General features: G+C 74.0%; 25 protein-coding genes. 12 read left to right on the top strand and 13 right to left on the bottom strand.

Features of this window, described 5'->3' with window-relative positions:
- Window positions 1-9: 9 nt before the first annotated feature.
- Complete coding sequence (locus AC1WTP_RS17375) at window positions 10-1,092, top strand: polyprenyl synthetase family protein (protein WP_481650299.1); 1,083 nt, start codon at window positions 10-12, stop codon at window positions 1,090-1,092.
- 160 nt (window positions 1,093-1,252) lie between these two features.
- Here the strand turns inward: AC1WTP_RS17375 and AC1WTP_RS17380 are convergent, their stop codons facing one another.
- On the bottom strand, window positions 1,253-1,645 hold the full coding sequence (locus tag AC1WTP_RS17380; RefSeq protein ID WP_447140332.1) for an Rv2175c family DNA-binding protein: 393 nt from the start codon (window positions 1,643-1,645) through the stop codon (window positions 1,253-1,255).
- A gap of 153 nt (window positions 1,646-1,798) precedes the next feature.
- On the opposite strand from AC1WTP_RS17380, the gene pknB reads away from it, so the two are divergent.
- Together pknB and AC1WTP_RS17390 are read left to right on the top strand one after the other, a co-directional pair.
- On the top strand, window positions 1,799-3,784 hold the full coding sequence (gene pknB, locus AC1WTP_RS17385) for a Stk1 family PASTA domain-containing Ser/Thr kinase (RefSeq protein ID WP_481650300.1): 1,986 nt from the start codon (window positions 1,799-1,801) through the stop codon (window positions 3,782-3,784).
- Window positions 3,784-4,656, top strand: a complete 873-nt coding sequence (locus tag AC1WTP_RS17390; protein WP_481650301.1) for a deoxyribonuclease IV — start codon at window positions 3,784-3,786, stop codon at window positions 4,654-4,656. The genes pknB and AC1WTP_RS17390 overlap by 1 nt, the downstream gene beginning before the upstream one ends.
- Window positions 4,657-4,760: 104 nt before the next feature.
- Here the strand turns inward: AC1WTP_RS17390 and AC1WTP_RS17395 are convergent, their stop codons facing one another.
- From AC1WTP_RS17395 to AC1WTP_RS17405, 3 genes are all read right to left on the bottom strand, one after another.
- Window positions 4,761-5,792, bottom strand: coding sequence for a threonine aldolase family protein (locus AC1WTP_RS17395; RefSeq protein WP_481650302.1), 1,032 nt, complete (start codon window positions 5,790-5,792; stop codon window positions 4,761-4,763).
- Between the two features lie 50 nt (window positions 5,793-5,842).
- Window positions 5,843-7,249 carry a class II 3-deoxy-7-phosphoheptulonate synthase gene (locus AC1WTP_RS17400; protein ID WP_481650303.1) on the bottom strand — a complete coding sequence of 469 codons (1,407 nt, stop codon included), beginning with the start codon at window positions 7,247-7,249 and terminating at the stop codon, window positions 5,843-5,845.
- Between the two features lie 89 nt (window positions 7,250-7,338).
- Window positions 7,339-7,821 (bottom strand): hypothetical protein, encoded by a 483-nt coding sequence (locus tag AC1WTP_RS17405; RefSeq protein WP_481650304.1) that lies wholly within the window; start codon window positions 7,819-7,821, stop codon window positions 7,339-7,341.
- A 256-nt stretch (window positions 7,822-8,077) separates the two neighbouring features.
- On the opposite strand from AC1WTP_RS17405, the gene AC1WTP_RS17410 reads away from it, so the two are divergent.
- Window positions 8,078-8,998: a helix-turn-helix domain-containing protein gene (locus tag AC1WTP_RS17410; RefSeq protein ID WP_481650326.1), complete on the top strand. Its 921-nt coding sequence runs from the start codon at window positions 8,078-8,080 to the stop codon at window positions 8,996-8,998.
- 87 nt (window positions 8,999-9,085) lie between these two features.
- On the opposite strand, the gene AC1WTP_RS17415 is transcribed toward AC1WTP_RS17410, so the two are convergent.
- Window positions 9,086-10,711 carry a glycosyl hydrolase family 18 protein gene (locus AC1WTP_RS17415; protein ID WP_481650305.1) on the bottom strand — a complete coding sequence of 542 codons (1,626 nt, stop codon included), beginning with the start codon at window positions 10,709-10,711 and terminating at the stop codon, window positions 9,086-9,088.
- A gap of 246 nt (window positions 10,712-10,957) precedes the next feature.
- On the opposite strand from AC1WTP_RS17415, the gene AC1WTP_RS17420 reads away from it, so the two are divergent.
- Window positions 10,958-11,446 carry a glutathione peroxidase gene (locus AC1WTP_RS17420; protein ID WP_481650306.1) on the top strand — a complete coding sequence of 163 codons (489 nt, stop codon included), beginning with the start codon at window positions 10,958-10,960 and terminating at the stop codon, window positions 11,444-11,446.
- A 126-nt stretch (window positions 11,447-11,572) separates the two neighbouring features.
- Here the strand turns inward: AC1WTP_RS17420 and AC1WTP_RS17425 are convergent, their stop codons facing one another.
- Entirely contained in the window at window positions 11,573-12,379 is an 807-nt protein-coding gene (locus AC1WTP_RS17425; RefSeq protein ID WP_481650307.1) for an SGNH/GDSL hydrolase family protein, read from the bottom strand.
- A gap of 245 nt (window positions 12,380-12,624) precedes the next feature.
- Between AC1WTP_RS17425 and AC1WTP_RS17430 the strand changes: the two genes are divergently transcribed.
- Window positions 12,625-13,482 (top strand): DUF4397 domain-containing protein, encoded by an 858-nt coding sequence (locus tag AC1WTP_RS17430; RefSeq protein ID WP_481650308.1) that lies wholly within the window; start codon window positions 12,625-12,627, stop codon window positions 13,480-13,482.
- Complete coding sequence (locus tag AC1WTP_RS17435) at window positions 13,479-14,189, top strand: class F sortase (protein WP_481650309.1); 711 nt, start codon at window positions 13,479-13,481, stop codon at window positions 14,187-14,189. Before AC1WTP_RS17430 ends, AC1WTP_RS17435 begins: the two co-directional genes overlap by 4 nt.
- Here AC1WTP_RS17435 and AC1WTP_RS17440 read toward each other — a convergent pair.
- Entirely contained in the window at window positions 14,114-14,797 is a 684-nt protein-coding gene (locus AC1WTP_RS17440) for a TetR/AcrR family transcriptional regulator (RefSeq protein ID WP_481650310.1), read from the bottom strand. The genes AC1WTP_RS17435 and AC1WTP_RS17440 overlap by 76 nt on opposite strands.
- An 80-nt stretch (window positions 14,798-14,877) precedes the next feature.
- Here AC1WTP_RS17440 and AC1WTP_RS17445 point away from each other — a divergent pair, with 80 nt between their 5' ends.
- Window positions 14,878-15,267 (top strand): nuclear transport factor 2 family protein, encoded by a 390-nt coding sequence (locus tag AC1WTP_RS17445; protein ID WP_481650311.1) that lies wholly within the window; start codon window positions 14,878-14,880, stop codon window positions 15,265-15,267.
- A 52-nt stretch (window positions 15,268-15,319) separates the two neighbouring features.
- On the opposite strand, the gene AC1WTP_RS17450 is transcribed toward AC1WTP_RS17445, so the two are convergent.
- Window positions 15,320-15,670: a DUF2203 family protein gene (locus AC1WTP_RS17450; RefSeq protein ID WP_481650312.1), complete on the bottom strand. Its 351-nt coding sequence runs from the start codon at window positions 15,668-15,670 to the stop codon at window positions 15,320-15,322.
- A gap of 131 nt (window positions 15,671-15,801) precedes the next feature.
- Between AC1WTP_RS17450 and AC1WTP_RS17455 the strand changes: the two genes are divergently transcribed.
- The gene (locus AC1WTP_RS17455; RefSeq protein WP_481650313.1) at window positions 15,802-17,094 is read left to right on the top strand and encodes an exo-beta-N-acetylmuramidase NamZ family protein; all 1,293 of its coding nucleotides are present in this window, start codon (window positions 15,802-15,804) and stop codon (window positions 17,092-17,094) included.
- A gap of 253 nt (window positions 17,095-17,347) precedes the next feature.
- Window positions 17,348-17,941: a flavoprotein gene (locus AC1WTP_RS17460; RefSeq protein ID WP_481650314.1), complete on the top strand. Its 594-nt coding sequence runs from the start codon at window positions 17,348-17,350 to the stop codon at window positions 17,939-17,941.
- Between the two features lie 13 nt (window positions 17,942-17,954).
- Here the strand turns inward: AC1WTP_RS17460 and proC are convergent, their stop codons facing one another.
- From proC to AC1WTP_RS17475, 3 genes are all read right to left on the bottom strand, one after another.
- Window positions 17,955-18,761: a pyrroline-5-carboxylate reductase gene (gene proC / locus AC1WTP_RS17465; protein WP_481650315.1), complete on the bottom strand. Its 807-nt coding sequence runs from the start codon at window positions 18,759-18,761 to the stop codon at window positions 17,955-17,957.
- A 70-nt stretch (window positions 18,762-18,831) separates the two neighbouring features.
- Window positions 18,832-19,860, bottom strand: coding sequence for a 6-phosphofructokinase (locus AC1WTP_RS17470; protein WP_447140348.1), 1,029 nt, complete (start codon window positions 19,858-19,860; stop codon window positions 18,832-18,834).
- A gap of 231 nt (window positions 19,861-20,091) precedes the next feature.
- Window positions 20,092-20,589 carry a polyadenylate-specific 3'-exoribonuclease AS gene (locus AC1WTP_RS17475; protein WP_481650327.1) on the bottom strand — a complete coding sequence of 166 codons (498 nt, stop codon included), beginning with the start codon at window positions 20,587-20,589 and terminating at the stop codon, window positions 20,092-20,094.
- Between the two features lie 262 nt (window positions 20,590-20,851).
- On the opposite strand from AC1WTP_RS17475, the gene AC1WTP_RS17480 reads away from it, so the two are divergent.
- Window positions 20,852-21,544, top strand: coding sequence for a Crp/Fnr family transcriptional regulator (locus tag AC1WTP_RS17480; protein ID WP_088997507.1), 693 nt, complete (start codon window positions 20,852-20,854; stop codon window positions 21,542-21,544).
- Window positions 21,545-21,615: 71 nt separating this feature from the next.
- On the opposite strand, the gene AC1WTP_RS17485 is transcribed toward AC1WTP_RS17480, so the two are convergent.
- The gene (locus AC1WTP_RS17485; protein ID WP_481650316.1) at window positions 21,616-21,867 is read right to left on the bottom strand and encodes a hypothetical protein; all 252 of its coding nucleotides are present in this window, start codon (window positions 21,865-21,867) and stop codon (window positions 21,616-21,618) included.
- Window positions 21,868-22,004: 137 nt separating this feature from the next.
- Between AC1WTP_RS17485 and AC1WTP_RS17490 the strand changes: the two genes are divergently transcribed.
- Window positions 22,005-25,463 carry an ATP-binding protein gene (locus tag AC1WTP_RS17490; protein WP_481650328.1) on the top strand — a complete coding sequence of 1,153 codons (3,459 nt, stop codon included), beginning with the start codon at window positions 22,005-22,007 and terminating at the stop codon, window positions 25,461-25,463.
- A gap of 20 nt (window positions 25,464-25,483) precedes the next feature.
- On the opposite strand, the gene AC1WTP_RS17495 is transcribed toward AC1WTP_RS17490, so the two are convergent.
- A complete protein-coding gene (locus AC1WTP_RS17495; RefSeq protein WP_481650317.1) occupies window positions 25,484-26,191 on the bottom strand; it encodes a lysophospholipid acyltransferase family protein in 708 nt (235 codons plus the stop codon).
- Between the last annotated feature and the right edge of the window lie 324 nt (window positions 26,192-26,515).

Genomic DNA, 26,515 nt, shown 5'->3' on the forward strand with positions numbered 1-26,515 from the left:
CGTCGGGGCGTGACCCACGCTGCTCCTGTCTCCCCGGTCGACCGCGCCGGGCTGCGCCAACGGATCGACAAGGCGCTGGCCGAGTTCCTGGCCTCCCAACGCACCTGGATGACCGCGGTCGACGACGCCCTGGCCCCGGTCGCCGAGTCGATCGAGGCGTTCGTCCTCGGCGGCGGCAAGCGGCTGCGGCCGGCCTTCGCCTACTGGGGCTACCGCGGCGCCGGCGGGGGGGACTCCGACCAGGTGGTGACCGCCCTGGCGGCACTGGAGTTCGTCCAGGCCAGCGCCCTGATCCACGACGACCTGATGGACCGCTCGGACACCCGCCGCGGCGAGCCGGCGGTGCACCGCCGCTTCGCGACCCGGCACCGGGCCGCCGGCTGGCGCGGCGACGCCGACGGTTTCGGCGACGCGGCGGCGATCCTGCTCGGCGACCTGTGCCTGGTCTGGTCCGACGAGCTGCTGCACTCGACGGGGCTGGAGCCGGGCACGGTGGCCCGGGCCCGGCCGGTCTTCGACGAGATGCGCACCGAGGTGACCGTCGGGCAGTACCTCGACGTGCTGACCCAGGCCACCGGGGACACCTCGGTGGAGCGGGCCGGCAAGGTCGCCCGGTACAAGTCGGCGAAGTACACGGTCGAGCGGCCCCTGCTGCTCGGGGCGGCGCTGGCCGACGCGTCGGCGGACGTGCGGACGGCGTACTCGGCGTACGGGCTGCCGCTGGGCGAGGCGTTCCAGCTCCGCGACGACGTGCTCGGGGTCTTCGGCGACCCGGCCCAGACCGGCAAACCGGCCGGGGACGACCTGCGCGAGGGCAAGCGCACCTACCTGGTGGCCGCCGCCCTGGAGGCGACCGACGAGGCGGGCCGCGAGCTGCTGCTGGGCCGGCTGGGCGACCCGGAACTGGACGAGGCGGGGGTGACCCGGCTCCGCGAGCTGATCACCGCGAGCGGCGCGCTGGCCCGTACCGAGCAGCGGATCGTCACCCTCACCGACACCGCACTGGCCGCGCTGACCACGGTCGACCTCGACACCGAGGCCCGCCAGGCCCTGGTCGACCTCGCCATCGCCGCCACCCGCCGCGCCGACTAACCCACCCCACCCCCACCCGCCGTCCCCGGCCACCCACCCCGCCCCACCCGGTTGATCATGAGGTTAGCGGTGCGAAATGTCCGGTGCCGCGCCGCCAACCTCATGATCAACGGGCGAGGCGGGGCCGGGGGCGAGGCGGGGGGTGGGGGTGGGGGTGGGGTTAGAAGCCGAGGGCTTGGGCGCGGCGTTTGACCTCGCGGGCCTGGTCGCCGGCGAGGGCGGCGGCCGGGGTGGCGCCGGGGAGGGTGTCGTCGGGCTGGTAGAGCCAGCGCAGCGCGGCCTCGTCGTCGTAGCCGGCGTCGGCCAGCAGGTTGAGCACGCCGGGCAGGTGCTTGAGCACCGTACGGTTGGCCACCAGGTCCGCCGGGATCCGGCGCACGCCGTCGCGGCGGACCGCGATCAGCTCCCGGTCCCGGATCATCTGGTGCACCTTGCTGATCGACACGTCGAGGCGCTCGGCGACGTCCGGCAGGGTCAGCCAGTCGGCCGGGTCGGCCGGACCGGCGAGTTCGGGGCCGGGCACGGCCCGGTCGGCGGGTACGGAGTCGGTCACCCGACCACCCTGCCATGTCCTGCCGCGGCTCGGGCCAACGGCACCCCGAGAGGGCCGTATCCGCAGGTGGCGCGCGGCGGGACGGTTGTGGTGGACCCCCATCTGTAGCATCCTGTTCAACCTTCACCCTCCCGACACATAGACTCCCTGCCGATGGACACACAGGTCGCCGACACGTTGCTGGGCTCGCTGATCGACGGGCGCTACCGCATTCGCGGTCGCGTGGCCCGTGGCGGCATGGCGACCGTGTACACCGCCACCGACGAGCGCCTCGAGCGCACCGTGGCGGTCAAGATCATTCATCCGACCCAGGCCCCGGAGGCGCGGGCCCGCCTGGCCGGGTTCCTCGAGCGGTTCACCGACGAGGCGAAGACCATCGCCCGGCTGACCCACCCCAACGTGGTGGCGGTCTACGACCAGGGCACCCACGCCGGGCTGCCCTACCTGGTCATGGAGTACGTCCGTGGCCGCACCCTGCGTGACGTGCTCGCCGAGCGGCGCCGGCTCAACCCCGACGAGGCGCTGGCGATCTTCGAGCAGATGCTCGCCGCGATCGCCGCCGCGCACCGGGCCGGGCTGGTGCACCGGGACGTCAAGCCGGAGAACGTGCTGGTCGCCGAGGCACCGACCGGCGGGATGGCGAACCTGGTCGACGGCGTCGTCAAGGTGGCCGACTTCGGGCTGGCCCGGGCGGTCGAGGCGAGCGCCGACGACGAGAACGGCAACCAGCTGATGGCGACCGTGGCGTACGTCGCGCCGGAGCTGGTCACCGAGGGGCACGCCGACCCGCGCACCGACGTCTACTCGGCCGGCATCGTGCTGTTCGAGATGCTCACCGGCCGGGTCCCGTACGACGGCGACCGCCCGGTGGAGGTCGCCTGGCAGCACGTCGACCGGGACGTGCCGGCACCGTCGACGCTGGTGCCCGGCCTGCCGAAGGTCCTCGACGACCTGGTCGCCCGGGCCACCCGGCGCGACCCGGGCGCCCGGCCGACCGACGCCGGCGCCCTGCTGGCCGAGGTGCAGGTGGCCCGGGACGACCTGGGCAACGCCAACACGCGGACCGCCGTGCTGCGCCGGGTGACCGACGCGCCGCCGGTGGCCCAGCCGACCATGGTGGTCGCGGCGGTCCGGCCGGCCGAGCGGCCGTCCTGGGCGCGGCTGCCCGACGACGGCGGTTCCCGCGCCGGCCGGCGTCGGGCCGCCCCGGAGGACGGGCCCGACCTCTGGTCCCGGCTGATGGCGCTGCGCGCCCGGGTGATGGGCGACCGCCGGGGCCGGCAGGCCGTCGCCGCGGCCGTGGTGGTGCTCGGCCTGGTCGCCGCCCTGAGCGGCTGGTGGTTCGGGGTGGGCCGGTACACGGTCGCCCCGCAGCTGGTGAGCCTGAGCAAGGCCGACGCGGAGGCGCAGGCCGCCCGCGCCGGCTTCACCCTGGTCTACGCCGAGCCCCGCTACGACGAGCAGGTCCCGAAGGACGCCGTGCTCGGGCAGGATCCGGTCTCGGCCAGCCGGATCGTCAAGGGCGGGACGATCACGCTCACCCTCTCGCTGGGTCCGGAGCGGCTCCCGGTGCCGGATGTGGTCGGCAAGGCCTTCGAGCTGGCCGAGGCGGATCTGACCAACGCCAAGCTGGTCGCGGTCAAGGGCGCGTCGCGCTACGACGACAACCTGCCGGCCGGGGTGGTCATCGACACCAACCCGAAGGTGGGCACGGAGGTCAAGCCGGGCGACAAGGTCACGCTCGTGCTGAGCAAGGGCCGGGCCCCGGTCTCGGTGCCGAACCTGGTCGGCAAGAGCCTCACCGACGCCCGGGCGGCCCTGACCAAGCTCGGCCTGGTGCCGGTCGAGACCTACAAGGACTCCGACAAGCCCCGGGACGAGGTCCTCGGGCAGAGTCCGGCCGACGGCACCGGCGTGGAGAAGGGCACCCAGGTCAAGCTGGACGTCAGCAAGGGCCCGCCGCTGACGGTCGTGCCCCGGGTCGTCGACCTGCCCTGCCCGCAGGCCAAGCAGCTGCTGGAGAGCCAGGGCTTCCCGGTCGCGGTGCAGTTCAACCCGAACGGCATCGTCCGCTACCAGAACCCGGGCGAGAACAGCCAGGTGCCGCCGGGCACCCAGGTCACCCTCGGGTGCCTGTGATGACCGCGGCGCATCCCGACGGGCGCCGGCGGGTGGGTTCGCACACGCCCACCTCCGGCGGCCTGGCGAAGGCGGCCCTGCCCTACCTGGACGCCGCCGGCTCCGAGGTCGTGCAGGTCTACGTCTCCAACTCCCGGGGCTGGGCGCTGCCGGCGGGCGACCCGGCCCAGGACGCGCTGTTCCGCGACGGCTGCGCCGAGCGGGGCGTACCGGTCTTCATCCACGCCTCGTTGCTGGTGAACCTCGGCTCGCCGACCGCCGCCACGGTCGAGCGGTCGGCGCAGACGCTGGCCCACGCGCTGCGCCGGGGCACCGCGATCGGCGCCCGCGGGGTGGTGTTCCACGCTGGCAGCGCGGTGGACGCCGGGCACGCCGAGGCGGCGATGCGGCAGGTCCGCGAGGTGCTGCTGCCGCTGCTGGACACCGCCGCCGAGGGCGGGCCGATGCTGCTGGTGGAGCCGAGCGCGGGTGGCGGGCGGTCGCTCGCCTCCCGGGTGGAGCACCTGGGGCCCTACCTCGACGCCGTCGACCGGCACCCCCGGCTCGGGGTCTGCTTCGACACCTGCCACGCCTGGGCGGCCGGGCACGACCTGGCTGCCGAGGGCGGCATGACCGCGACGCTGGACACCCTGGTGGCGACGGTCGGGGCCGACCGGCTGCGGCTGGTGCACGCCAACGACTCGAAGGACCTGTGCGGCTCGACCCGGGACCGGCACGAGAACATCGGCAAGGGCACCATCGGCGAGCCCGCGTTCGCCGAGCTCATGCGGCACCCCGCCACCGCCGGCGTCCCGGTCGTGGTGGAGACCCCGACCGAGAAGCACGTCGGCCACGCCGCCGACATCGCCACCCTCAACCGCCTCCACCCCTGACCCCCCGGCGCACCCGCGCACGGCGGGTTGATCATGAAGTTGGCGTCAGGATCGACGCGTCCGGTGACACAAACTCCATGATCAACGCCAGTGGGGCCCCGGGGTCAGGTGCGGAGGATGGTGGTGAGGGCGGCGATGGCGCGGTCGATGCCGGCGTCGTCGACGTCCATGTGGGTGACCAGGCGGGCGGTACCCGGCCCGAGCACCGAGACCAGCACGCCCTCGGCGCGGGCGGCCGCGGCGAGCGCGGGCGCGTCCAGCGGCGCCTTGGTCAGGTCGAGCGGCACCACGTTGGTGCGCACCGTGGTGGCGAGCACCCCGAACGGGGCGATCGCCTCGGCCAGCCGGGCCGCCTTGGCGTGGTCCTCGGCGAGCCGGTCCACGTGGTGCGCGAGGGCGTACCGGCCGGCGGCGGCCAGGATGCCGGCCTGCCGCATGCCGCCGCCCATCCGCTTGCGGATGAACCGGGCCCGCTCGATCTTCTCGGCGCTGCCCACGACCAGCGAGCCGACCGGCGCGCCGAGACCCTTGGAGAGGCAGACCGACAGGGTGTCGAAGAGCCCGCCGTACTCGGTCAGCGGCACGCCGTCGGCGACGTGCGCGTGCCAGATCCGGGCGCCGTCGCAGTGCAGCGCCACCTGCGCGGCGTCGGCGATCCGGCGCAGTTCCCGCAGGGTGTCCAGCGGGATCACACCGCCCCCGCCCCGGTTGTGGGTCTGCTCCACGGCGATGGCCCGGGTGGGCACCGCCCAGTAGCCGTCCGGGCGGATCATGCCGGCGACCACGTCGGGGGCGATGTCCGCGCCGACCGCCGGCCAGGTCCGCGAGGAGATGCCGCCGTACGCGGCCGCCGCGCCGATCTCGTAGGTGACCACGTGCGCGTCGGCGTCGCAGAGCAGCTCGTTGGCCGGTGGCACCAGCAGTTGCAGGGCGATCTGGTTGGCCATCGAGCCGGTCGGCGCGAACAGCGCCGCCTCGTGCCCGAAGAGCGCGGCGACCTCGGCCTCCAGCGCGTTGACCGTCGGGTCCTCGCCGTAGACGTCGTCGCCGACCTCGGCGGTGGCCATCGCCTCCCGCATCCCGGCGGTGGGCCGGGTGACGGTGTCCGAACGCAAGTCGATCAGACTGTCAGCCACGGTAATCCTTTCGGCTGCCGACTGCGGGGCTCGCCAGCTCACTCCTCGCGTCAGCCACGGAGCATCTCCGCCACCAGGAAGGCCAGCTCCAACGACTGCTGGGTGTTCAGCCGAGGGTCGCAGGCGGTTTCGTACCGGTCGGGCAGGTCGAGGTCCTCGATGCCCTGGGCGCCGCCGAGGCACTCGGTGACGTCCTCGCCGGTGAGTTCGACGTGCAGGCCACCGGGGTGGGTGTCCAGGCCCCGGTGCACCTCGAAGTAGCCCAGCACCTCGTCGACGATGCGGTCGAAATGCCGGGTCTTGTAGCCGTTGGACGACTCGTGCGTGTTGCCGTGCATCGGGTCGCACTGCCAGACCACCTTGGCGCCCGCCGCGGTGACCTTGGAGACGATCGGCGGCAGGGCGTCGCGGACCCGGTGGTTGCCCATCCGGCTGATCAGGGTGAGCCGGCCGGGGACATTGTCCGGGTTGAGCTTCTCGCAGAGCTCGATCGCCTCGTCCGGGGTGGTGGTCGGGCCGAGCTTGACCCCGATCGGGTTGGCGATGCGGGAGATGAAGTCGATGTGCGCGCCGTCGATCTGGCGGGTGCGCTCGCCGATCCAGAGGAAGTGCCCGGAGAGCCCGTACGCCCGGCGGTCGGAAACCCGGGTCAGCGCCCGGTCGTACTCCAGGGCGAGGGCCTCGTGCGAGCAGTAGAGGGTGACCGTGCGCAGCGCCTCGTCGTCGGTCATCCCGCAGGCCCGGATGAAGGCCAGCGCCCGGTCGATCTCCCGGGCGATCGCCTCGTAGCGCTCGCCGGCCGGGGAGTTCTTGACGAAGCCCTTGTTCCAGTCGTGCACCGCGTGCAGGTCGGCCAGCCCGCCGGCCAGGTACGCGCGGAGCATGTTCATCGCGGCCGCCGAGTTCGCGTACGCCCGGATCATGCGCTGCGGGTCGGCGACCCGGGCCTCCGGCGTGGCCTCCAGCGAGTTGATCATGTCGCCCCGGTAGGCCGGCAGGCCGCGGGCGTCGGTCGGCAGCGAGCGCGGCTTGGTGTACTGCCCGGCGACGCGGGCCACCTTGACCACCGGCAGCGACGCGCCGTAGGTGAGCACGATCGCCATCTGGAGCAGGGTGCGGGCGTTGGCCAGCAGGTGGCTCTCGGTGTTGTCGGCGAAGGTCTCCGCGCAGTCGCCGCCCTGGAGCAGGAACGCCTTGCCCTCGCAGACCAGCGCGAGCCGCTGCCGCAGCTGGTCGACCTCGTAGGGCGCCACCACCGAGGGGACGGTGTCGAGCACCGTGCAGACCTCGGCGACCTGGGCCGGGTCCGGCCAGGGCGGGGTCTGCGCCCGGGGCAGCTCCCGCCAGCGGTCCAGGCCGAGGGCCGCGTCCTCGGCGGAGTCGACGGTCGGACGGCTGGTCTGCAGGCCGGGGCTGCCCACGGCGGGATGGCTCAGCTGATGCCACTCATGGCGCATGCCAGAAAGCGTACGGCGACCGCCCGGGCCGCCGACCGGCGAGGGGCACGGTTCCGGCTGGTGAGAGGCGTCTCACCGGCAGGCGCAGGTCAGGGCGTGACGGCCGGGGCCGGAGTGTGCCCGCCCGGCTCCTCGCCGGCGATGCACCAGTCGGCGCCGTTGCGGGTGACCGTGAACAGCAGCGGGCGGGTGGCCTTGCGGAAGCCCACGGTGATCGAGACGGAGGTGCTGACCTCCTGCCCGCGCGGGCCGGGCCGGATGTCGGTGATCTCGGCCTGCGGCACCTGGAAGTGGTCGGCGAAGTCGCCGTTCGGGCCGGTGGCGGCAGTGTCGAAGCTCTCGTGCGCGGTCGCGCAGAACTGGCTGCGCCCGGCGGCCACGTCCTTGGCGGTCATCGCGTCGAGGTACGCCTGCACCCGCTCCCGGGCCCGCGCGCTCGCCTCCTCGGCGGGCGCCCGCCCCGGCTTGGTCGCCGGGTCGTCGTCCTTGCCCAGACCGCAGCCGAGCAGGGCGAACGGCAGGGTCGCGAGCACGGCGGCGGTCGCCGCCAGCCTCCGGTGCGTCACGCGCATCGCCACCTCCGTCGACGGGCCATCGAGGCGCGAGTCTGTCACATCGACGCCGGGCATGCCGAACCGCGCCGGCACGCCGCGCGGCACGGGCCGGGCGACGGCCCACAGCAGGGCGCGGCACGGCCGACTAATCTCCCCTGGGCATGGGCGGCGACCGCCGCCCCCGGGCGGCAGGAGGTGAGGCGACATTCTCCCCCTGGCATCGGTCGACACGGCGCACCTGCCCCCGGCCGAGCGGTTCGACTTCTGGCACGACCTGGTCGCCCGGGAGTCCGTCGCCGCCGCCATCAGCAGCGCCCACTCCGGCGACTTCACCGCCTCCGCGCGGGTGATCGATCTCGGCGTGGTCAAGCTCTCCGCCTGGCGGTACCCGTCGCTGGAGCTGCGCCGGACGGCGCCGATGATCCGCAGCACCGACCCCGAGCTGTACCAGCTCGCCCTGCCCCTGTCCGGGCGCGGCGCCGTGACGCAGGAGCGGCGCGAGGGCCCGCTCGACCCGTACGCCTTCGCCTTCGTCGACACCGTCCGCCCGCACGCCTCGTCGCACCGGCCCGACCCGCCCGCCGGCGGACCGGTGCTGACGATGACGGCGCTCGTGCCGCACGCCGCCCTGCCGATTCCCGCCGCCCGGGTCAGCGAGCTGTTCGTCGCGCCCATCCCCGCGACGGAGGGGATGGGCGCGCTGCTGGCCCAGTTCCTCCGGCAGGTCGTCGACCACCCCGAGCAGTACGCGGCGGCCGACGCCGCCCGCCTCGACACCGTCGCCCTGGACCTGATCTCCGGCACGCTGGCCGCCCGCCTGGCGGCCGAGGACGTGCTGCCCGTCGAAGTCCGCGAGGCCGGCCTGCGGAGCCGGATCGAGGCGTTCGTGCTGCGGCAGCTGGACGATCCCACGCTGAGCCCAGCGACGGTGGCCGCGGCGCACCACCTCTCGACGCGGTCGCTGCACCGGCTCTTCGAGGGCACGCAGACCACGGTCGCGGCCCTGATCCGCACCCGCCGGCTGGAGCGCTGCCGGCGGGACCTCACCGACCGCCGGCTGCGGCACGTGCCGGTGCGGGAGATCGGCCGGCGCTGGGGCTTCCGCGACCCGGCCCACTTCAGCCGGGCCTTCCGCGCCGCGTACGGCCTCTCCCCGGGCGAGCACCGGGAGCGGGCCACCCGTGCGGCGGGCTGACCCGGGGCCGGCCCGGCGCGCACCCGGGCGGGGAGGGACCGGTGCGTGGTCCCTCCCCGCCGTGTGGGTGGTGCGTCGGCCTCCGGCCTAGCCGAGACCGCCCTTGATGGCGCCGATGAGCTCGCCGTTGCCGGTGTCACCGGAGAGCTCCCAGAAGAACGCGCCACCGAGGCCCTGGTTCTTCGCGTACGTCATCTTGCCGTTGATGGTGGACGGGGTGTCGTAGCTCCACCAGTTGCTGCCGCACTTGGCGTACGCGGTGCCGCCGACGGTGCCGGTCGCCGGGCAGCTGTTCTTGAGCACCTTGTAGTCCTCGATGCCCTGTTCGTAGGTGCCCGGGGCGGGGCCGGTGGCGGTGCCGCCCGGCGCGCTCTGGGTCACCCCGGTCCAGCCCCGGCCGTAGAAGCCGACGCCCAGCAGCAGCTTGTTCGCCGGGATGCCCTTGCTCTTGAGCTTCTGGATCGCCGCGTCGGACCAGAAGCCCTGCTGCGGGATGCCGGGGTAGGAGTAGAGCGGGGAGTGCGGGGCGGTCGGGCCCTGCGCGTTGAAGGCGCCGAAGTAGTCGTACGTCATCGGCATGATCCAGTTGAGGTGGGTCGCGCCGCCCGCGTAGTCGGTGGCGTCGATCTTGCCGCCGGTGCTGCCGTCCGCGGTGATCGCCGCGGTGACCAGCGCCGACGAGCCGAACCGCGAGCGCAGCGCGCCCACCACGTTCTTGAACGCGTTCGGGCCGCTGGAGTCGCAGGTGAGACCGCAGGCGTTCGGGTACTCCCAGTCGACGTCGATGCCGTCGAAGACGTCCGACCAGCGCGGGTCCTCGACCAGCTTGTAGCAGCTCTCGGCGAACGCGGCCGGGTTCTGCGCGGCCTGGGTGAAGCCGCCGGACCAGGTCCACCCGCCGAAGGACCAGATCACCCGCAGGTGCGGGTACATCTTCTTGAGCTTGCGCAGCTGGTTGAAGCTGCCGCGCAGCGGCTGGTCCCAGGTGTCGGCGACGCCGTCGACGCTGTCCGCCGCGGTGTACGCCTTCTCGTAGTCGGCGTAGCTGTCCCCGATCGTGCAGCGGCCGCCGGTGGTGTTGCCGAAGGCGTACAGGATGTGGGTCAGCTTGGCGGCCGAGCCGCTGGTGTGGATGTTCTTGACGTGGTAGTTGCGGGCGTAGACGCCCCACTGGGCGAAGTAGCCGACGACCTTACGGCCGCCCGGGTCCGGCGGGGTGGTGGTCGGCGGCGTGGTGGTCGGGGGCGTGGTGGTCGGCGGGGTGGTCGTCGGCGGGGTGGTGGTGGGCGGCGCGGTGGTGGTGGGCGGCGCGCCGCCACCGCACGGGGCGCCGTTGATGGTGCAGTTCAGCGGGGCCCGGTACGGGCCGGTGCCGTTGTAACCCCAGCTGAAGGCGGCGCCGGGGGCGAGCGGGCCGGCCCAGCTCTTCTTCACGGCGACGTAGTGGTCGCCGGTGCGGGTGACGTCCGCGTCCCACGAGCTGCTGATGCTCGTGCCCGAGGGCAGGTCGAACTCGATACGCCAGGTGCTGACCGAGGCGTCCGAGCCGTTGGTGATCGTCACCTTCGTCTCGTGACCGGTCCCCCAGTCCTGCACCTTGGTGAACGTGGTGGTGACGGTGCCGGCGCCGAACGCCGAGGCCATCGGCACCGTGGCGACGGTGACCGCGACCACGGCGCCGGCCCAGAGGGCCCGGCGGAGCGATCTCTTCATGTGGCGTCTCCCCAAACAGTTAGGAAACTTTCCAAAATGATTGGTGAGACGCTACTCACGACGTCATCACTTCGTCAAGATGTCCATGTTTCGATTTCTGCCGCCCTGCGGGCCGTCGTCGACGACGACGTCCGGCACGGCGGCGCAGCGCGTCGTCGCACCGCGACGGGAGGCGCGCCGGAGGGTGCACGGCGCGCAGGTCGGGCGGTCGACGCGCCGCGGACGGCGGGCGCGTAGCCTCGGCGCATGACCGTCTTCGACACCCCGATCAACGCCCTCGACGGCGGCCCGGCCGACCTCGCCCGCTACCGCGGCCGGGCCCTGCTGGTGGTCAACGTCGCCTCCCGCTGCGGCCTCACCCCGCAGTACGCCGGCCTCGAAGCGCTGCACCGGGAGTACGCCGGCCGTGGCCTGGTGGTGCTGGGCGTGCCGTGCAACCAGTTCGCCGGCCAGGAACCCGGCAGCGCCGCCGAGATCAGCGAGTTCTGCCAGGTCAACTACGGGGTGACCTTCCCGCTGACCGAGAAGGTCGACGTCAACGGCCCGGACCGGCACCCGCTCTACGCGGCGCTGGTGTCCACGCCCGACGCCGACGGGCACACCGGCGACGTGCGGTGGAACTTCGAGAAGTTCCTCGTCGCGCCGGACGGCACGGTCGCCGCCCGGTTCGCCCCGACGGTGACCCCGGACGCCGCCGACCTGCGGGCCGCGATCGAGAAGGTGCTGCCGGCCTGACCCGGCTCCCGCTCGCGCCCGCCTCGCTCGGTTGGCAGCGGACCCGGGCCGGCGGGCGGCGGAGCTGGACGACGTGAAGCGCGTGGGGCGTGACCGGTCCGGTCACGCCCCACGGGCCGGCGGGGATCAGTCGGCGGCGGAACGGAAGACCGGGTAGTAGCCGCCGGACTGGCCGGCCGCGGTGGGATGGTAGGAGATGCCGAGGTTGGCGAAGTTCAACGCGTGCAGCCACTTCTCCCCGTAGCTGCACAACTGGTGGCCGACGAACTGGGACCGGACGTCGGCGAAGGTGAACCCGGCCGCCTGGGCGGCGCTGCGGGTGATGTCGTCCACCAGGTTGATGCCCTCGTTGATCTTCGCACGCGAGGTGGCGCTGAGCCCGACGCAGACCGTGCCGAGCTGGTAGAAGACCGGGTAGCCGACGACCACCACGCGGGCCGAGGGCGCCCGGTTGCGGATTCCGGTGTAGACGTTGCGCAACAGGGTGGGCAGGTCGGCACGGGCCTTGTCCTCGGCCGCCTGCACGGCGGCGACGCACTCGGTGGTGCCGTAGAGCACGCAGGTGGTCATGATGTTGGCGAAGCCGACGTCGTTGCCGCCGACCGTGACGCTGACCAGCGTGGTGGTCGAGCTGAGCGAGCCGAGCTGGGTGTTGATCACGCTGCCGGTGGTGGCGCCCGAGCAGGCGACCGAGCGGTACGACGCCGGCCGCACGGCGGCGGCGTAGAGCGCCGGGTAGGCGTTGGTGCTGCGCTGGCAGGACCCGCTCTCGGCGGTGTAGCTGCCGGCGCCCACGCCGGAGGAGTAGGAGTCGCCGAGGGCGACGTAGTGGTCGGCGGGGGCGGCCTGGGCGGGGCCGACCGCGAGGGTGAGGGTGGCGGCCAGGGTGGTGACCAGGCTCAGGGCGAGGGTTGCCAGACGGGATCTCCGCACGTCGCACTCCGAGGGTAGGAGGATCGGTGGGAGATAGATATCACTAAATATCGATGTTGGAAAGATCCTGCCGCCGGATCCCCCGACGGTGGCGCTTTCCGCCGGCCGTCCATCGTCCGACGGTCGCGGACGCAGGGTGACCGGACGGAATCCCGGCGTGTCGGCGACGCCACGTTTGCGTCGCAGTCCCGCTAACGGGACCCTCTACCCGACGCATCCCGTTCACCGGACCCACCGGAGGCGACATGGCCCTGCTCCGTACCGCGCCGCTGCGCCTGCTCGCCGGAGCCGGGGCGCTCCTGCTCGGCGCCGGGCTCGTGACCACCACCGCCGGGCCGGCCCCCGCCGGCGCGGCGACCGTCGGGTACGTCCGGCTGGCGCACCTCTCCCCCGACACCCCGGCGGTGGACGTCTACCTGGCCGCTCCCGACCGGCGGGAGCCGCAGGTCTTCCCGGCCGTCGGTTACGGGGTGGTGTCGCAGTACCTCCCGCTGCCGGCCGGGCGGTACGCGGTCGCCATGCGCACGGCGGGCGCGCCGGCCGACGAACCGCCGGTGCTGACCACGGAGGTGGCGGTGAGCAGCGGCGCCGCCTACACGGTGGCCGGGGTGGGGCGCCACGCCGACCTGGGGCTGCGGGTGCTGCACGACGACCTGAGCGCGCCGCCGCCCGGCCGGGCCAAGCTGCGGGTCGTGCAGGCCTCGGTACGCGCCCCGGTGCTCGACGTGGCGGCCGCGAACGGGCCCCGGATCGCCGAGGGGGTGCCGTTCGCCACCACGACCGACTACCACGAGCTGGAGCCGGGCCGGTGGCGGCTGCGCCTCGGCGGCACCGCCGGCCCGACCACCGAGACCGAGGTCGACCTGACCGCCGGCGCGGTCTACTCGCTCCTGGTGCTCGACGCCGAGCGGGGCGGGCTCACCACCGAGCTGCGCCAGGACGCCCGGGGCGGCTCGGTCGTGCCGGCCGGTGGCGTGGACACCGGCGCCGGCGGCGTGGCGGAGCGGGAGCGGTCGGCGTACCCGCTGCTCGGGTTGGCCGGCGCCGCGCTCGCCGGTGCGGGGCTGGTGCTGCTGCGCCGGCGGCGGCGTACCACCTGGTGACCGGCGGGCCCGGGCCGGCGATCCGGCGGCACCGCGACCGGCGGATCCGGCCGGCGGTGCTGGTCGCGGCCGGCGCGGCCCTCTGCCTGGCGGCCGGGGTCGGGCCGGCTCTCGGCGGGTCCGCCGCGCCCGCGCCGCCGATGGGCAGCTGGCGGCCGGGCTGCGCGACGGACTGCCCGCCGGCCGCCGCCGACCCCGCGCACCCCGACGCCGCGCCCGCCGACGCCGCGCCCGCGGGCCCGCCCACCCGGGTGCGCGTGCCCCGGATCGGGGTCGACTCCCGCCTCACCGTGCTCGGGCTGGACGCGCGAGGCGCGCTGGCCGCGCCGTCCGATTTCGACACCGCCGGCTGGTACAGCGCGGGCCCGACCCCCGGCGACCCGGGCCCGGCGGTGATCGCCGGGCACCTCGACTCCACGGCCGGGCCGGCGGTCTTCGCCCGGCTCGGCGAGCTGCGTCCGGGCGACCGGGTGCAGGTGTGGCGCGGCGCCCGGGTGGTGTCGTTCCGGGTCACCGGGGCGGTGCGCGCGGGCAAGGAGCGCTTCCCCACGGCCGCCGTGTACGGCCCGACGCCCGGCCCCGAACTGCGCCTGGTCACCTGCGGGGGCGCGTTCGACCGGCGCACCGGCCACTATCGCGACAACCTGGTGGTCTTCGCGGTGGCCGAGTCGAGCGGCGTCCCGCTGCCCGGCTCCCCCGCCGGCTGAGCGGGATCGCCCCCCGTGGCCACGGCGGACGCGCCGAACACGCGGAGCAGACTGGTGTGCAGCGCCGCGCGGGCCGCCGCCTCCGACAGCCGGCCGGCGTCGACCTCCTCGCTCGCCGCATGACCGAGTTTGATCGTGACGGCGACCAGCCAGTCGGGGGTGAGCCGGTCGTCGAACTCGCCGGACGCCTGGCCGCGCCGGATCACCCGCGCCAGGCGGTCGGCGACCGGGGCATGCCGCGCGTGGTCCTCCGGCGCGCCCACCGGGAACGAACTGATCTTCTGCAGGAGGACCCGGTACCGCCCGGCCGCGCGGGCGCTGGCGTCGAGGACCCGCAGCAGCGCCGCCGCGGCCGGCCCGGCGTCCGGGTCGGCGGCGTCCATGGCGGCCACCGCCTCCTCGGTGACCCGGTCGAGGGCGGCCCTGAGCAACTGCTCCCGGGAGGGGAAGTGGGCGTAGACGGTCTGCCGGGTCACGCCGGCGGCGGTGGCGACGGCTTCGACGCTCGCGTCGGGCTGGTCGTTGAGGAGTTGGACGGCGGCATCCAGGATGGCGGCCCGGCTGCGGCGGGCGTCGGCACGGCGGTTCCGGGCCGGGAAGGAGGTCATCTCTTACACCTTGCCAAAGTTCTTCTCGCACCCATATCTTACATCGTGTAAGAGATAGCCGCAGCGGGACGGGGAGCACGATGAGACCATTCCACGCCACCGACCCGGCGGGATTCATCGCGGACTTCTTCACCTCCTTCACCGACGCGCTGCTCGCCGGCGACGAGGACGCGGGCGCGATCGTCGACCGCTTCCACACGCCGGACGTCGTCCAGGTCGCCGACGGCCACCGGATCGACCGGGAGCGGCTCGTCGCGCACACCCGCCCGGTGCGCAAGAACCGGCCCAGCTGCCGGTTCGAGGTGCACGAGGCGGTGGCCGACGGCGACCGCCTCGCCGCCCGGTACACGCTGCACGTGCGGGACCGCAAGCGTGCCCTCGCCGTGGAGGTGCACTTCTTCGGGCAGTTCGCGCCCGACGGCCGGATGCGCCGGGCCCACCTGCTCACCCGCACGCTGCCCGCGACCTGACGGGTGCCCGTGGGCCAGCCGGCCGCGCTCGGCGAGCAGCCCTCCGGGGTGGTCAGACCGGTCGGCGGCCGGCGAAGCCGCACTCCACCCGGTGGTACCAGCGCACGTCCGGGTCCCCCTCCAACCAGCACCAGAGCACCGGCCGACCGTCGCGCTCGCCGGGGAAGTCGAGCAGCACCGGGGCGATCCCCTTCACCTGGATGTCGTGCTGGTGCAGCTCGTCCAGCACCGCGTGCAGCCGCGCCTCCAGCCCCTTGACCTCGGCCCGCCCGCCGAGCGGGCTCACCCCGTCCCGGGCCAGGTCGGCGCGGATCTCGGCGAGGTCGGCGCGGAGCCGGATCAGCTCGTCGACGCGCGGGCGCAGGGTGGCCACCAGGTGTCGGGCCTGGGCGAGTGTGAACACCGGGCCAGTATGGGCCACTCCGGCGCGGCGCCGGGGCGTCCGCGCCCGGCGCCCGGCCTTCTGTAGCTAACCTTCCTTGACGGGCCATTGATGTGTAGTTAAGTTTCAACGAAACCGACGGGAGGTCGACCGTGGAGCGTAGAAAGTTCCTGGCCGGTGCGGGTGCGGTGACCGCGGGAGCGGTCGCGGCGGCGGCCCCCGGCTCACCCGGCAGCGCAGTGCCCGGCATCCGCCGCGTGGAGACCGGTCTGGACGTGCTCGTCCGCTCCGGCTTCGCCGAACTCGCCGGCCAGCGGGTCGGCGTGATCTCCAATCCGACCGGTGTGGACGGTTCCTACCGGCACCTGGTCGACCTGATGCACGCCTCCGACGCGGTCGGGTTGGCCGCCGCGTTCGGCCCCGAGCACGGCTTCCGCGGCTCGGCGCAGGCCGGCGGCAGCGAGGGCACCGGCGTCGACGCGCGCACCGGGATCACGGTCTACGACGCGTACGGGGCCTCGCTGGCCAAGTGGGAGACCATGTTCTCCCAGGCCGGCGTCGACACCGTCGTCTTCGACATCCAGGACGTGGGCTCCCGCTTCTACACCTACATCTGGACGATGTACACCTCGATGATGGCCGCCGCGCGGGTCAGCAAGCGGTACGTCGTGCTGGACCGGCCGAACCCGATCGGCGGCCGGGCGTACGGGCCGATGATGACCACCCCCTACACCTCCGGGGTCGGCCTCAAGGAGATCGTCCAACAGCACGGCATGACCGTCGGCGAGCTGGCCCGGTTCTTCAACACCGAGTTCCTGCCGGCCGAGGCGGGCCGCCAGGTCGACCTGCACGTGGTCGAGTGTCGACACTGGAAGCGCGACAGGCTCGCCGCCGACACCGACCTGCCGTGGGTGATGCCCAGCCCGAACATGCCCACTCCGGACACCGCGCTGGTCTACCCGGGCACCGGGATGTTCGAGGGCGTCGCCTCGATCACCGAGGGTCGCGGCACCTGCCGGCCGTTCGAACTGATCGGCGGCCTGGCCACCGACTTCGACTACCACTGGTCCGACCGGCTCAACGCGCGCGACCTGCCGGGGGTGGAGTTCCGCGAGGCGTACTTCACACCGACCTCCGCCGGGCAGAAGCCGGCGCTACTCAACAAGCTCTGCGCCGGCGTCGAGGTGAAGGTCGTCGACCGGGCGGTGTACGACCCGATCCGCACCGCGGTGGCGATGCTGGTCGAGGCGCACAAGTACCCGGCCTTCGCCTGGCGGCGGGACTCCTGGGACACCGTCCGGCCGTACTGGATCGACAAGCTGACCGGCTCGCCCCGGCTGCGCACGATGATCGACGCGGGCGCCGACGTGGACGACGTGGTCGGCGCCTGGGCCGGCGAACTGGCCGCCTTCGAGCGGCAGCGGGCCCCGTACCTGCTCTACTGAGGACGTTTCCGGCGGCGGCGCCGGGCTGATCGGTTGATCAGCCCGGCGCCGTTCCGCGTCGATCCAGCGAGTTCGCTGGAAAGCGACTCACGTCGGCGGCCGGCTCGCTACCCTCGGCCTCGGGACCCACACGGACCTCCGGCCGCCAATCGATCGGCGAGATCGCCGGTGACCGGACGATCGCCGTCCCGCCGGCCCCCGGCGGCACGCCGCCACGACTGGCGCGCGGGACACCCATGCCGATAGGAGCGCCATGCCCGGGAAGCTACGATCGCCCGTCCTGCACCTCGTCGTCTGCCACGCCGAGCCCGTCGCCGAGCTCGCCCCGTTCGTCACCGGCTGCCAGGAGCTGGGTTGGCAGGTCCACGCCATCGCCACCCCGGCCGCCGTCGAGTCGGTCGACCTGGCCGCCCTCGCCGACCTCACCCGGCATCCGGTCCGCGACGACGAGCAGGCCGAGACGCTGCACCCGCTGCCGCCGGCCGACGCGTACGCGGTCGCGCCGGCCAGCTTCGACCTGGTCAACAAGTGGGCGTACGGGCTGAACGACGGCCTGGCCCTGCGGCTGCTCAACGAGGCGACCTCGGTCGGCCTGCCGGTCGTCGCGGTGCCGGCCCCGGAGCCGGCGCTCGCCCGGCACCCCGCCTTCCTGGAGAGCCTGGAGCGGCTGCGGCACTGGGGCGTCGCGGTGACCCGGCCCGCCGAGCCGGCCGACGACGGCGACCCGGCCCCGTGGCACGCCGCCGTGCAGGTGATCGCCGCCTGGACGCGGTTCGCCCGGGTCCCCGCCCAGCAGCCGGCCGAGCGGGCGCGCGGTGTCGAGGAGCTGGCCCTGCAGTCCGGCTGACCGACCCCGCCGGTCAGTCGGCCTGGTCGGCCAGTTCCCGGGCCCGGTCCCTGGCCGCCTCGAGCGCGGCGAGCAGCGCCGCGCGTACGCCGTGCTTCTCCAGCTCGCGCACCGCGGAGATGGTGGTGCCGGCCGGCGAGGTGACCGCCTCGCGCAGCTTCACCGGGTGTTCGCCGGAATCGCGCAGCATCACCGCGGAGCCGATCGCGGTCTGCACGATCAGTTCGTGTGCCACCTGTCGGGGCAGCCCGAGCAGGATGCCGGCGTCGATCATCGCCTCGACCAGCAGGTAGAAGTACGCCGGGCCGGAGCCGGAGAGCGCGGTGACCGCGTCCTGCTGCGACTCGGGCACCCGGATCGTCGCGCCCAGCGGCTTGAACATCTCCTCGGCCAGCGCCAGGTGCGTCCCGGTGGCGTGCGCGCCGGCGGAGATGGCGGTCATCGCCTCGTCGACCAGGGCCGGGGTGTTGGTCATCACCCGCACCACCGGGGTGCCCTCGGGCAGCCGGCGGTTGAAGAAGCTGGTCGGCAGGCCGGCGCAGAGCGAGATCAACAGCTTGTCGGCGGGCACCTTGGGCCCGATCTCGTCGAGCAGCGCCGCCGCGTCCTGCGGCTTGACCGAGACGGCGAGCACCTCCGCCTCGTCGACCGCGGTGAGGTTGTCGACCACCCGTACCCCGTAGCGGGCGGTCAGCTCCTCGGCCCGGGCCGGGCGGCGGGCGGTGGCCAGCAGCCGGTCGACCGGCCAGCCCGAGCGCAGCAGGCCGGAGAGCATCAACTCACCGATCTTGCCGGCGCCGATGACGGCGACCGTGTGCACCGCGTACCCCCTCCTGCCGTGGCCGGCGGCGCGGTGGGCCGGGTGACCCGCCGCGCCGCCGCCGCTCGGTTCAGCTGCCGAAGAAGACCTCGGCCTCGGCGTACCGCTCCAGCGGCACGGTCTTCAGCTCCCGGGTGGCCTCGGCCAGCGGCACCCGGACGATGTCCGTGCTCTGCATGGCGACCATCTTGCCCCAGTCGCCCTCGTGCGCCGCGTCGATCGCCTGCAGGCCGAGCCGGGTGGCCAGCACCCGGTCGAAGGCGGTCGGCGTGCCACCGCGCTGGATGTGGCCCAGCACGACGGTGCGCGCCTCCTTGCCGGTCTTCGCCTCCAGCTGCTCGGCCAGCCACTGGCCGATGCCACCCAGCCGGACGTGCCCGAACGCGTCCAGCTCCTGGTTGTGCAGCACCATCTGGCCGTCCAGCGGCTGGGCGCCCTCGGCGACCACGACGATCGGGGCGTACTGGTGCTGGAAGCGCTTCTCGACGTAGCCGGCGACCTGGTCGACGTCGAACTGCCGCTCGGGCAGCAGGATGACGTTGGCGCCGCCGGCCAGGCCGGCGTGCAGGGCGATCCAGCCGGCGTGCCGGCCCATCACCTCGACCACCAGGGTGCGGTGGTGGCTCTCGGCGGTGGTGTGCAGCCGGTCGATCGCCTCCATCGCGATGTTGACCGCGGTGTCGAAGCCGAAGGTGTAGTCGGTGGCGCCGAGGTCGTTGTCGATGGTCTTCGGCACGCCGACCACGTTGACCCCGAGCTCGTGCAGCTTGGTGGCCACGCCGAGGGTGTCCTCGCCGCCGATCGCGATCAGCGCGTCGACGCCCTGGGCGGCGAGGTTGTCCTTGATCCGCTCGACCCCGTTCTCGATCTTGAACGGGTTGGTCCGGGACGAACCGAGGATGGTGCCGCCGCGCGGCAGGATGCCGCGGACCTCCGCGATGCCCAGCGGGCGGGACAGGCCCTCCAGCGGGCCCTTCCAGCCGTCCCGGAACCCCACGAACTCGTGGCCGTAGCTGGCGACGCCCTTGCGGACCACCGCCCGGATGACCGCGTTCAGACCCGGGCAGTCGCCGCCGCCGGTGAGCACGCCGATACGCATGATCTGCTCATCCTCCTGGGAGCATCAGGTGAAGCCCGATATGCCCCAGGATATGTGTCGGATCAGACCATCGGCGCCGTTGCCGGCCCGGGGCGGGCCGTCAGTGCGAACTGTAGTCGCCGCGGGAGGGGCGGCGACACCGCACCCCGGGGCCGGTCCGGCTACCGGTCGGTAGCTGACCTCGCGATAGTCCCGGGGTCCGCGGCCGGCACCGCGCCCGGGCCGGCCGCCCTACGACCCGGTCATCGCCCGCCAGCGGGCCAGGTTGTGCCGGGCGTCGACCAGCGCGTCGTGCCGGGCCGCCGCGGCCTCCGGCAGGGGTGGCCGGCCCCGGTCGTCCCAGAGCTGGCGCAGCTCCTTGGTGAACCGGGGGATCTCCCGGGGCAGCGCCGGCATCGCCCCCCACAGCTGCGCCAGCACCACGTGGTCGTACGCGGCGTACCAGGCCCAGAGCTCCAACTGCTCGCCCGCGCGGTCCCGGATCGGCTCCACCAGGAAGTCGTAGAGCTCGTCGCGGATCCGCTCCCGCGAGCGCCAGGCCCGGTCGGCCGGTGAGGGGAGCTTGTCCAGCACGTTGCGGCGCACCCAGGGCACGGCCCGGGAGTCGTCGAACTCGGTGGAGACCGCGTAGAACTCGCGGCCGTACTCGTCGACGACGCCGATCGACACCAGGTCGACGATCCGGCCGTCCTCGATGAACTCGCAGTCGTAGAAGTAGCGGTAGACCATCCCGGTCATCCTCGCCCACGCCCGTCGCCGCCCGGCCGGCGGGTGGCCCGCCGGGGCGCGGAGCCGCACCTGACGACCCGGTCCGGCGCCGCCGGGGACTGTCACGGAAGTGCGTCGAGGGGTGTACAGCAAGCGACATGGCCGTCATGATCTGATGTGTACCGCTACCGGACGCCGAACCCGGTGTCAGTTCACCTTGTCAGGGGCCCGTCAGGTTCACCCGGTGAGCGAGTTGTGGTCCATGACCGGGGAGGGGTCGGCCGTGGAGATGCGCCTGCCGGAGCCGGGTGACGCGCTCACGGGTGTGGAGATGTTCGCCGGGCTCGAGCCCGAGGTGCGCCAGCGGGTGATCGCCGCGGCGGTGCCGCGGACGTACCGCAAGGGTCAGCTGCTCTTCGTGGAGAACGACCCCGGCGAGTCGCTGATCGTGCTGCGTCGCGGCGCGGTGGCGGTGTTCCGCACCGCGCCGACCGGGGAGCGCGCGGTGCTGTCGGTGATCCGGCCGCCGGACGTGCTCGGCGAGGTCTCCCTGCTGGACGCCTCCACCCGCTCGGCCTCCGCCGAGGCCATCGAGGACTGCGCCGCGCTCGCGCTCTCCCGCGGCGCGTTCATGGAACTGGTGCACTCGAATCCGCGCATCCTCGACGCGGTGATGCGCTCGCTCGGCGGGCTGATCCGCCGGCTGACCGAGCAGAACGCCGACCACGTCTTCCTGGACCTGCCCGGCCGGGTGGCCAAGACGCTGGTCCGGCTGGCCGGCGAGAGCCAGGCCCCGATGATCACCATCGAGCTCAACCAGAGCCAGCTCGCCGAGATGGCCGGCGGCTCCCGGCAGAGCGTCAACCAGGCGATCGGGTCGTTCGCCAGCCGCGGCTGGCTGCGCACCGAGGGCCGGCGGATCGTGGTCACCGACGTGGCGGCGCTGCGGCGTCGCGCCGGCATGAGCGAGCGCTGACCCCGGCCGGCGCCCCTTTCCGGGTACGCCCGCGCGGGCGGGCGACGGTCGCCCGCCGCCCGCACCGTGGGTCACTTGTCGGTGTCGTCCGCGGGCGGCGCGCCCGGCCCCGGGCCGATCTTGCTGGGATCGGTCTCCTTGGGCTTGGTGGTCGTGGTCGTGGTCGTGGTGGTCTCCGAGCCAGCGGTCTGGCCCTCGGGCTGCTCTACCATGCCCTGCTCCTCCAGTTCGGCGAGAGTGACCGCGTCGACGTCGACCGTGTCGCCCGGACCCCACACCGTTCCACCCGGATCGGTCCAGAGGGCGGACAGTCGCACCTGCACGGCACTCTCCCTGCGGCGAATCTTGTCTGGTACGAGAGACTAGCCCCGACCGGTCAGCGGTAAGGGCCGCCCGCACGTCGGGTACCCGACTGCTCGGCCGGGCGGGATACTGGGCTCTCTCGCGTACGGAGCTGGACATCGACCTCACCTGTGGACACTGCTCCCGGGCAGCCGGGCCGGACGACCGTTTCTGTGGCGGGTGCGGGCGGCCGCTGTCCAGGACCTGTGCCGACTGCGGCCACGCCAACAGCGCCGAGGCCAACTTCTGCACCAACTGCGGCGACCCGCTGCGCGACCACGTGGTGGCGGTGCAGGAGGACCGCCGCCAGGTCAGCGTGCTCTTCATCGACATCGTCGACTTCACCACGTACGCCGAGCAGGCCGACCCGGAGCAGGCCCGCGGCCTGCAACAGGCCTACTTCGCCACCGTCCGGCGGCTGGTGCACCAGTACGGCGGGGTGGTCGAGAAGTACATCGGCGACGCGGTGATGGCGCTGTTCGGGGCGCCGGTGGCGACCGACAACGACGCGCTGCGCTGCGTCCGCGCCGGGCTGGAACTCCAGCGCAACCTGGCCCGGCAGCCGGCCGGGCCGCACCCGCTGCGGTTCCGGGTCGGCATCGCCACCGGCGAGGCGCTGGTCGACCTCTCCGCGACCCGCGACGGCGGGCAGGCGTTCGTCACCGGCGACGTGGTCAACACCGCCTCCCGGTTGCAGGGGCTGGCCCCGCCGGGTTGTGTCGTGGTCGACGAGAGCACCTGGGCGGCGACCCGGCACGAGATGGAGTACGTCGACCAGCCCCCGGTGACCCTGCGCGGGCGGTCCACGGTCAGCCGGATCTGGCTGGCGGAGCGGGCCCGGCCCCGCCGGGGGCCGCACACCGCCGAGCTGACCCCGATGGTCGACCGCGACCACGAACGCGGCCTGCTGGTCAGCGCCCTGCACCGCACCGTCACCGAACGCACCTCGCAGCTGGTCACCGTGTTCGGCCCGGCCGGAGTGGGCAAGAGCCGACTGCTGCGCGAGCTGGCCCGGCACGCCGCCAACCTGCCCGGCGCCCGGGTCACCTGGCTGGTCGGGCAGTGCCCGCCGTTCGGCGAGAACGTGACCTACGCGGCGCTCGCGGACATCGTGAAAGGCTGGGTGGGCCTGCCGGACAGCGACGACACGGCGGCGTTGCGCGAGCGGCTGCGGCAGCGGCTGGGCCGGCTGGCCGATCCGCACGCGGTCCGGCTCGCCGAGGCGCTCGGCCCGCTGCTGGGCGTACCCGGGGAGCGGCTCACCCCGGTCGAGACCGAGACCGCCTGGCGGCGCTTCCTGCTCACCCTGGCCGCGACCGAGCCGACGGTGCTCGTCTTCGAGGACATGCACTGGGCGGACGCGGCGATGCTGTCCTTCGTGGAGCAGCTCGGCGCGGCGGCCCGGGGGGTGCCGCTGCTGATCGTCGCGACCGCCCGGCCCGAGCTGCGCGAGCGGCACCCGGTTTGGACCGGCACGATCAGCGGCGCGATGTCGATCTCGGTGCCGCCGATGCACGACACCGACATCGACACCCTCTACTCGCTGCTGCTCGGGCAGGCCACGCTGCCGGTCGAGGCCCGCGAGCCGCTCATCGAGTTCGCCGACGGCAACCCGCTCTACGCCCAGGAGTACGCCCGGATGCTGCTCGACGGCGGCCTGGTCGACCCGGCGGCCAACGCCGGGCGGCTCGACCCGGCCGGCGGGCCCGGGATGCCCCGCACGGTGCAGGCGGTCATCGCCAACCGGCTCGACCTGCTCGACCCGGCCGACCGGGCGGTGCTCCAGGCCGCCTCGGTGGTCGGCGTGCAGTTCTGGCCCGGCCCGGTGGCCGTGGCGCTGGGCCGGCCCGCGGAGTGGGTGGAGCGGGCGCTGGACCGGTTGCAGCGCCGGGACATGGTCTACGAGCTGCCCACCTCGACCATGCCCGGCCAGCCGGAGTACCGCTTCCGGCACATCCTGGTCCGCGACGTCTGCTACCAGCGGCTGCCCCGGGCCGAGCGGGTGCTGCGGCACCAGCGCACCGCCGACTGGCTGGAGCAGCTCGCCGACGGCCGGCAGCACGACCTGGCCGAGGTGCTGGCCAACCACCGGTGGACCGCGCACGAGATCGCCCGCACGGTCGGCCTCGACCCGGCCCCGTACGCCGCGGCCACCCGGGCGGCGCTGCACCGCGCGGCCCGCCGGGCGTACGAACTGCACGCGCTGGAGACCGCCGCCACGCTGGTCGGCCGGGCGCTCGCCGTGGACAGCGGGCCGGACCCGGCGCTGGAGCTGTTCTCCGCCGAGCTGGCCTTCTACCGGGACAGCGACGCGTTCCTGGTCGGCGGCGGCACGGGCACCCTCGCCCGGCTGGCCGAGCGGCTGATCGAGGCGGGCGACCGGCCGGCCGCCGCGAAGGCGTGGACCCTGCTGGCCACCGCCGCCTGGAGCCGGGCCGACCGGTCGGAGACGCTGCGCTGCCTGGACCGGGCGATCAACCTGCACGCCGGCCTGCCGGACACCCAGGAGAAGGCCGGCGCGCTGCTCGAACTGGCCCGGGTGCACATGCTCAACGCGGAGACCGAGCTGGCCTGCGCGGCCGCCCAGGCGGCGGCCGAACTGGCCGAGCGGCTGGGGCTGCACGAGGCGCGGGCCAACGCGCGGATCACCCTCGCGGTGGCCCGCTACCTCGCCGGCATCGAGGAGGCGTACGCGGAGCTGGCCGAGGTCACCGAGCAGTGCCGGGTGGAGCGGCTGACCAGCCGCCGCCGGGCGGTGCAGAACCTGGCCTGGGCGTTGCAGGAGGAGGGCGACCTGGCCGGCTCGGTCCGGCTGATCGACGAGCAGCGCTCCCTCGACCTCGGCGGCGAGCACGGCCTGGCCACCAGCTTCGCCGACCAGTGGGCCCGCTCCTACTACGCGGGCGACTGGGTGGCGACGCTGGAGATGGCCGACGGGTCGACCCTGGGCCCGACCGCCGAGTGGGACCTGCACATCGTGGCGGTCTCCGGCTGGATCCGCGCCCTCGGCGCGGGACCGGATCCGACCGGCCCCGACCTGGTGGAGAAGGCGCTCGCGGCCGCCCGCCGCAGCGGCTTCCACCGGGTGCTGCGCTCCACCCTGGCGCACGCCGCGCTCTGCCGGGCCGTGCAGGGGCGCCGGGACGAGGCGATGGCGCTGCTCACCGAACTGGACGAGGACTGGCGGCAGACCCGGATGATCCCGTTCGCCGAGTGGGTGCCGGCGGTCGGCCACCTCGCCGCGCTGCTCGGCGCGGACGCGGCCCGACTCGTCCGGGACCTGCTGCGCCGCTCCCCCCGGGTCACCCCGTGGGCGCGGGCCGCCGGGCAGGCCGCCGACGCGACGCTGGCCCGGCGGGACGGCGACGCCCGCGCCGCCGCCGACCTGCTCACCGCGGCGGCGCACAGTTACGCGCGGATGACCGACCAGACCGACCACGTCCTCGCGACCGCGCTCTCGGTGGGTCCGCTGGCCGAGGTGGACCCGGACGCCGGGGCCGCCGCGCTGGCCCGGGTACGCGAGTTCGCCGACCGCAACGCCGCGCCCGGCCTGCTCCGCCTCGCCTCCCCCGCCTGATCGGGGGACCGGACGGCGGGTCAGGCGGCGACCGGCTCCCGGCGGGCGGGTGCCGCCAGCTGGTTCTTGAGCTTCTGCGCGTAGATGTCGACGTACTCCCGGCCGGAGAGCTCCATCAGCTCGTACATGATCTCGTCGGTGACCGCGCGCTCGACGAACCGGTCGCCGGACAGGCCCCGGTAGCGGCTGAAGTCCAGCGGCGCGCCGAACCGGATCCGCACCCGCTTGAGCTTCGGGACGAGCTTGCCGGGCGGCTGGATCTCGTCGAGGTTGAGCATCACCACCGGGACCACCGGCGCGCCGCTTTCCAGGGCGAGCCGGGCCACCCCGGTCTTGCCCCGGTAGAGCCGGCCGTCCGGCGAGCGGGTGCCCTCCGGGTAGATGCCGGCGATGCCGCCGGCCCGCAGCACCTGCAACTGGGTGTCCAGCGCGGCCCGGGCCGCGCGGCCGCCGGAGCGGTCCACCGGGATGGTGCCGGTGCCGACGAAGAACATCCTGGTCAGCCAGCCCTTGATCCCCTTGCCGGTGAAGTACTCGGCCTTGGCGACGAAGGTGACCTTCCGCGGGGTGATCAGCGGGGTGAAGATCGAGTCGGAGAACGAGAGGTGGTTGCTGGCCAGGATGACCGGGCCGGTGGCCGGTACGTGGTGCAGGCCCTCCACCTGCGGGCGGAAGATCAGCTTCAGCAGCGGCCCGAGGAGGACGTACTTCAACAGCCAGTACAGCACCGGCGTCCTTTCCCATGTGTGCCCGGGGCAGCACCCGTCCCGGGAGCGCTGCCGTCGCGGACGAGCCTACGGAGCGCGGGCCGTGCGCCACAACGGACGACCGATCAACTTCCGTCACACGACGGCGCCTGCCGCCTCCGGTCGCGTCGGCGTCGCCGACGCCCCTCCCACCGCGACCGACGCGGGCCGCCCCTCAGCACCGTTCGCTGACCATCGCGGGCCGTCCGCGCGGTGATCCGGCGCGCCCCTAGACGAGTAGTTCCGATGTCAGGGGTCGATGTCTGGGTATGAAGAGAGGGCATCCAGGATCATGTTGTGACGCAA

The sequence above is a fragment of the Micromonospora sp. R311 genome (assembly GCF_056780015.1).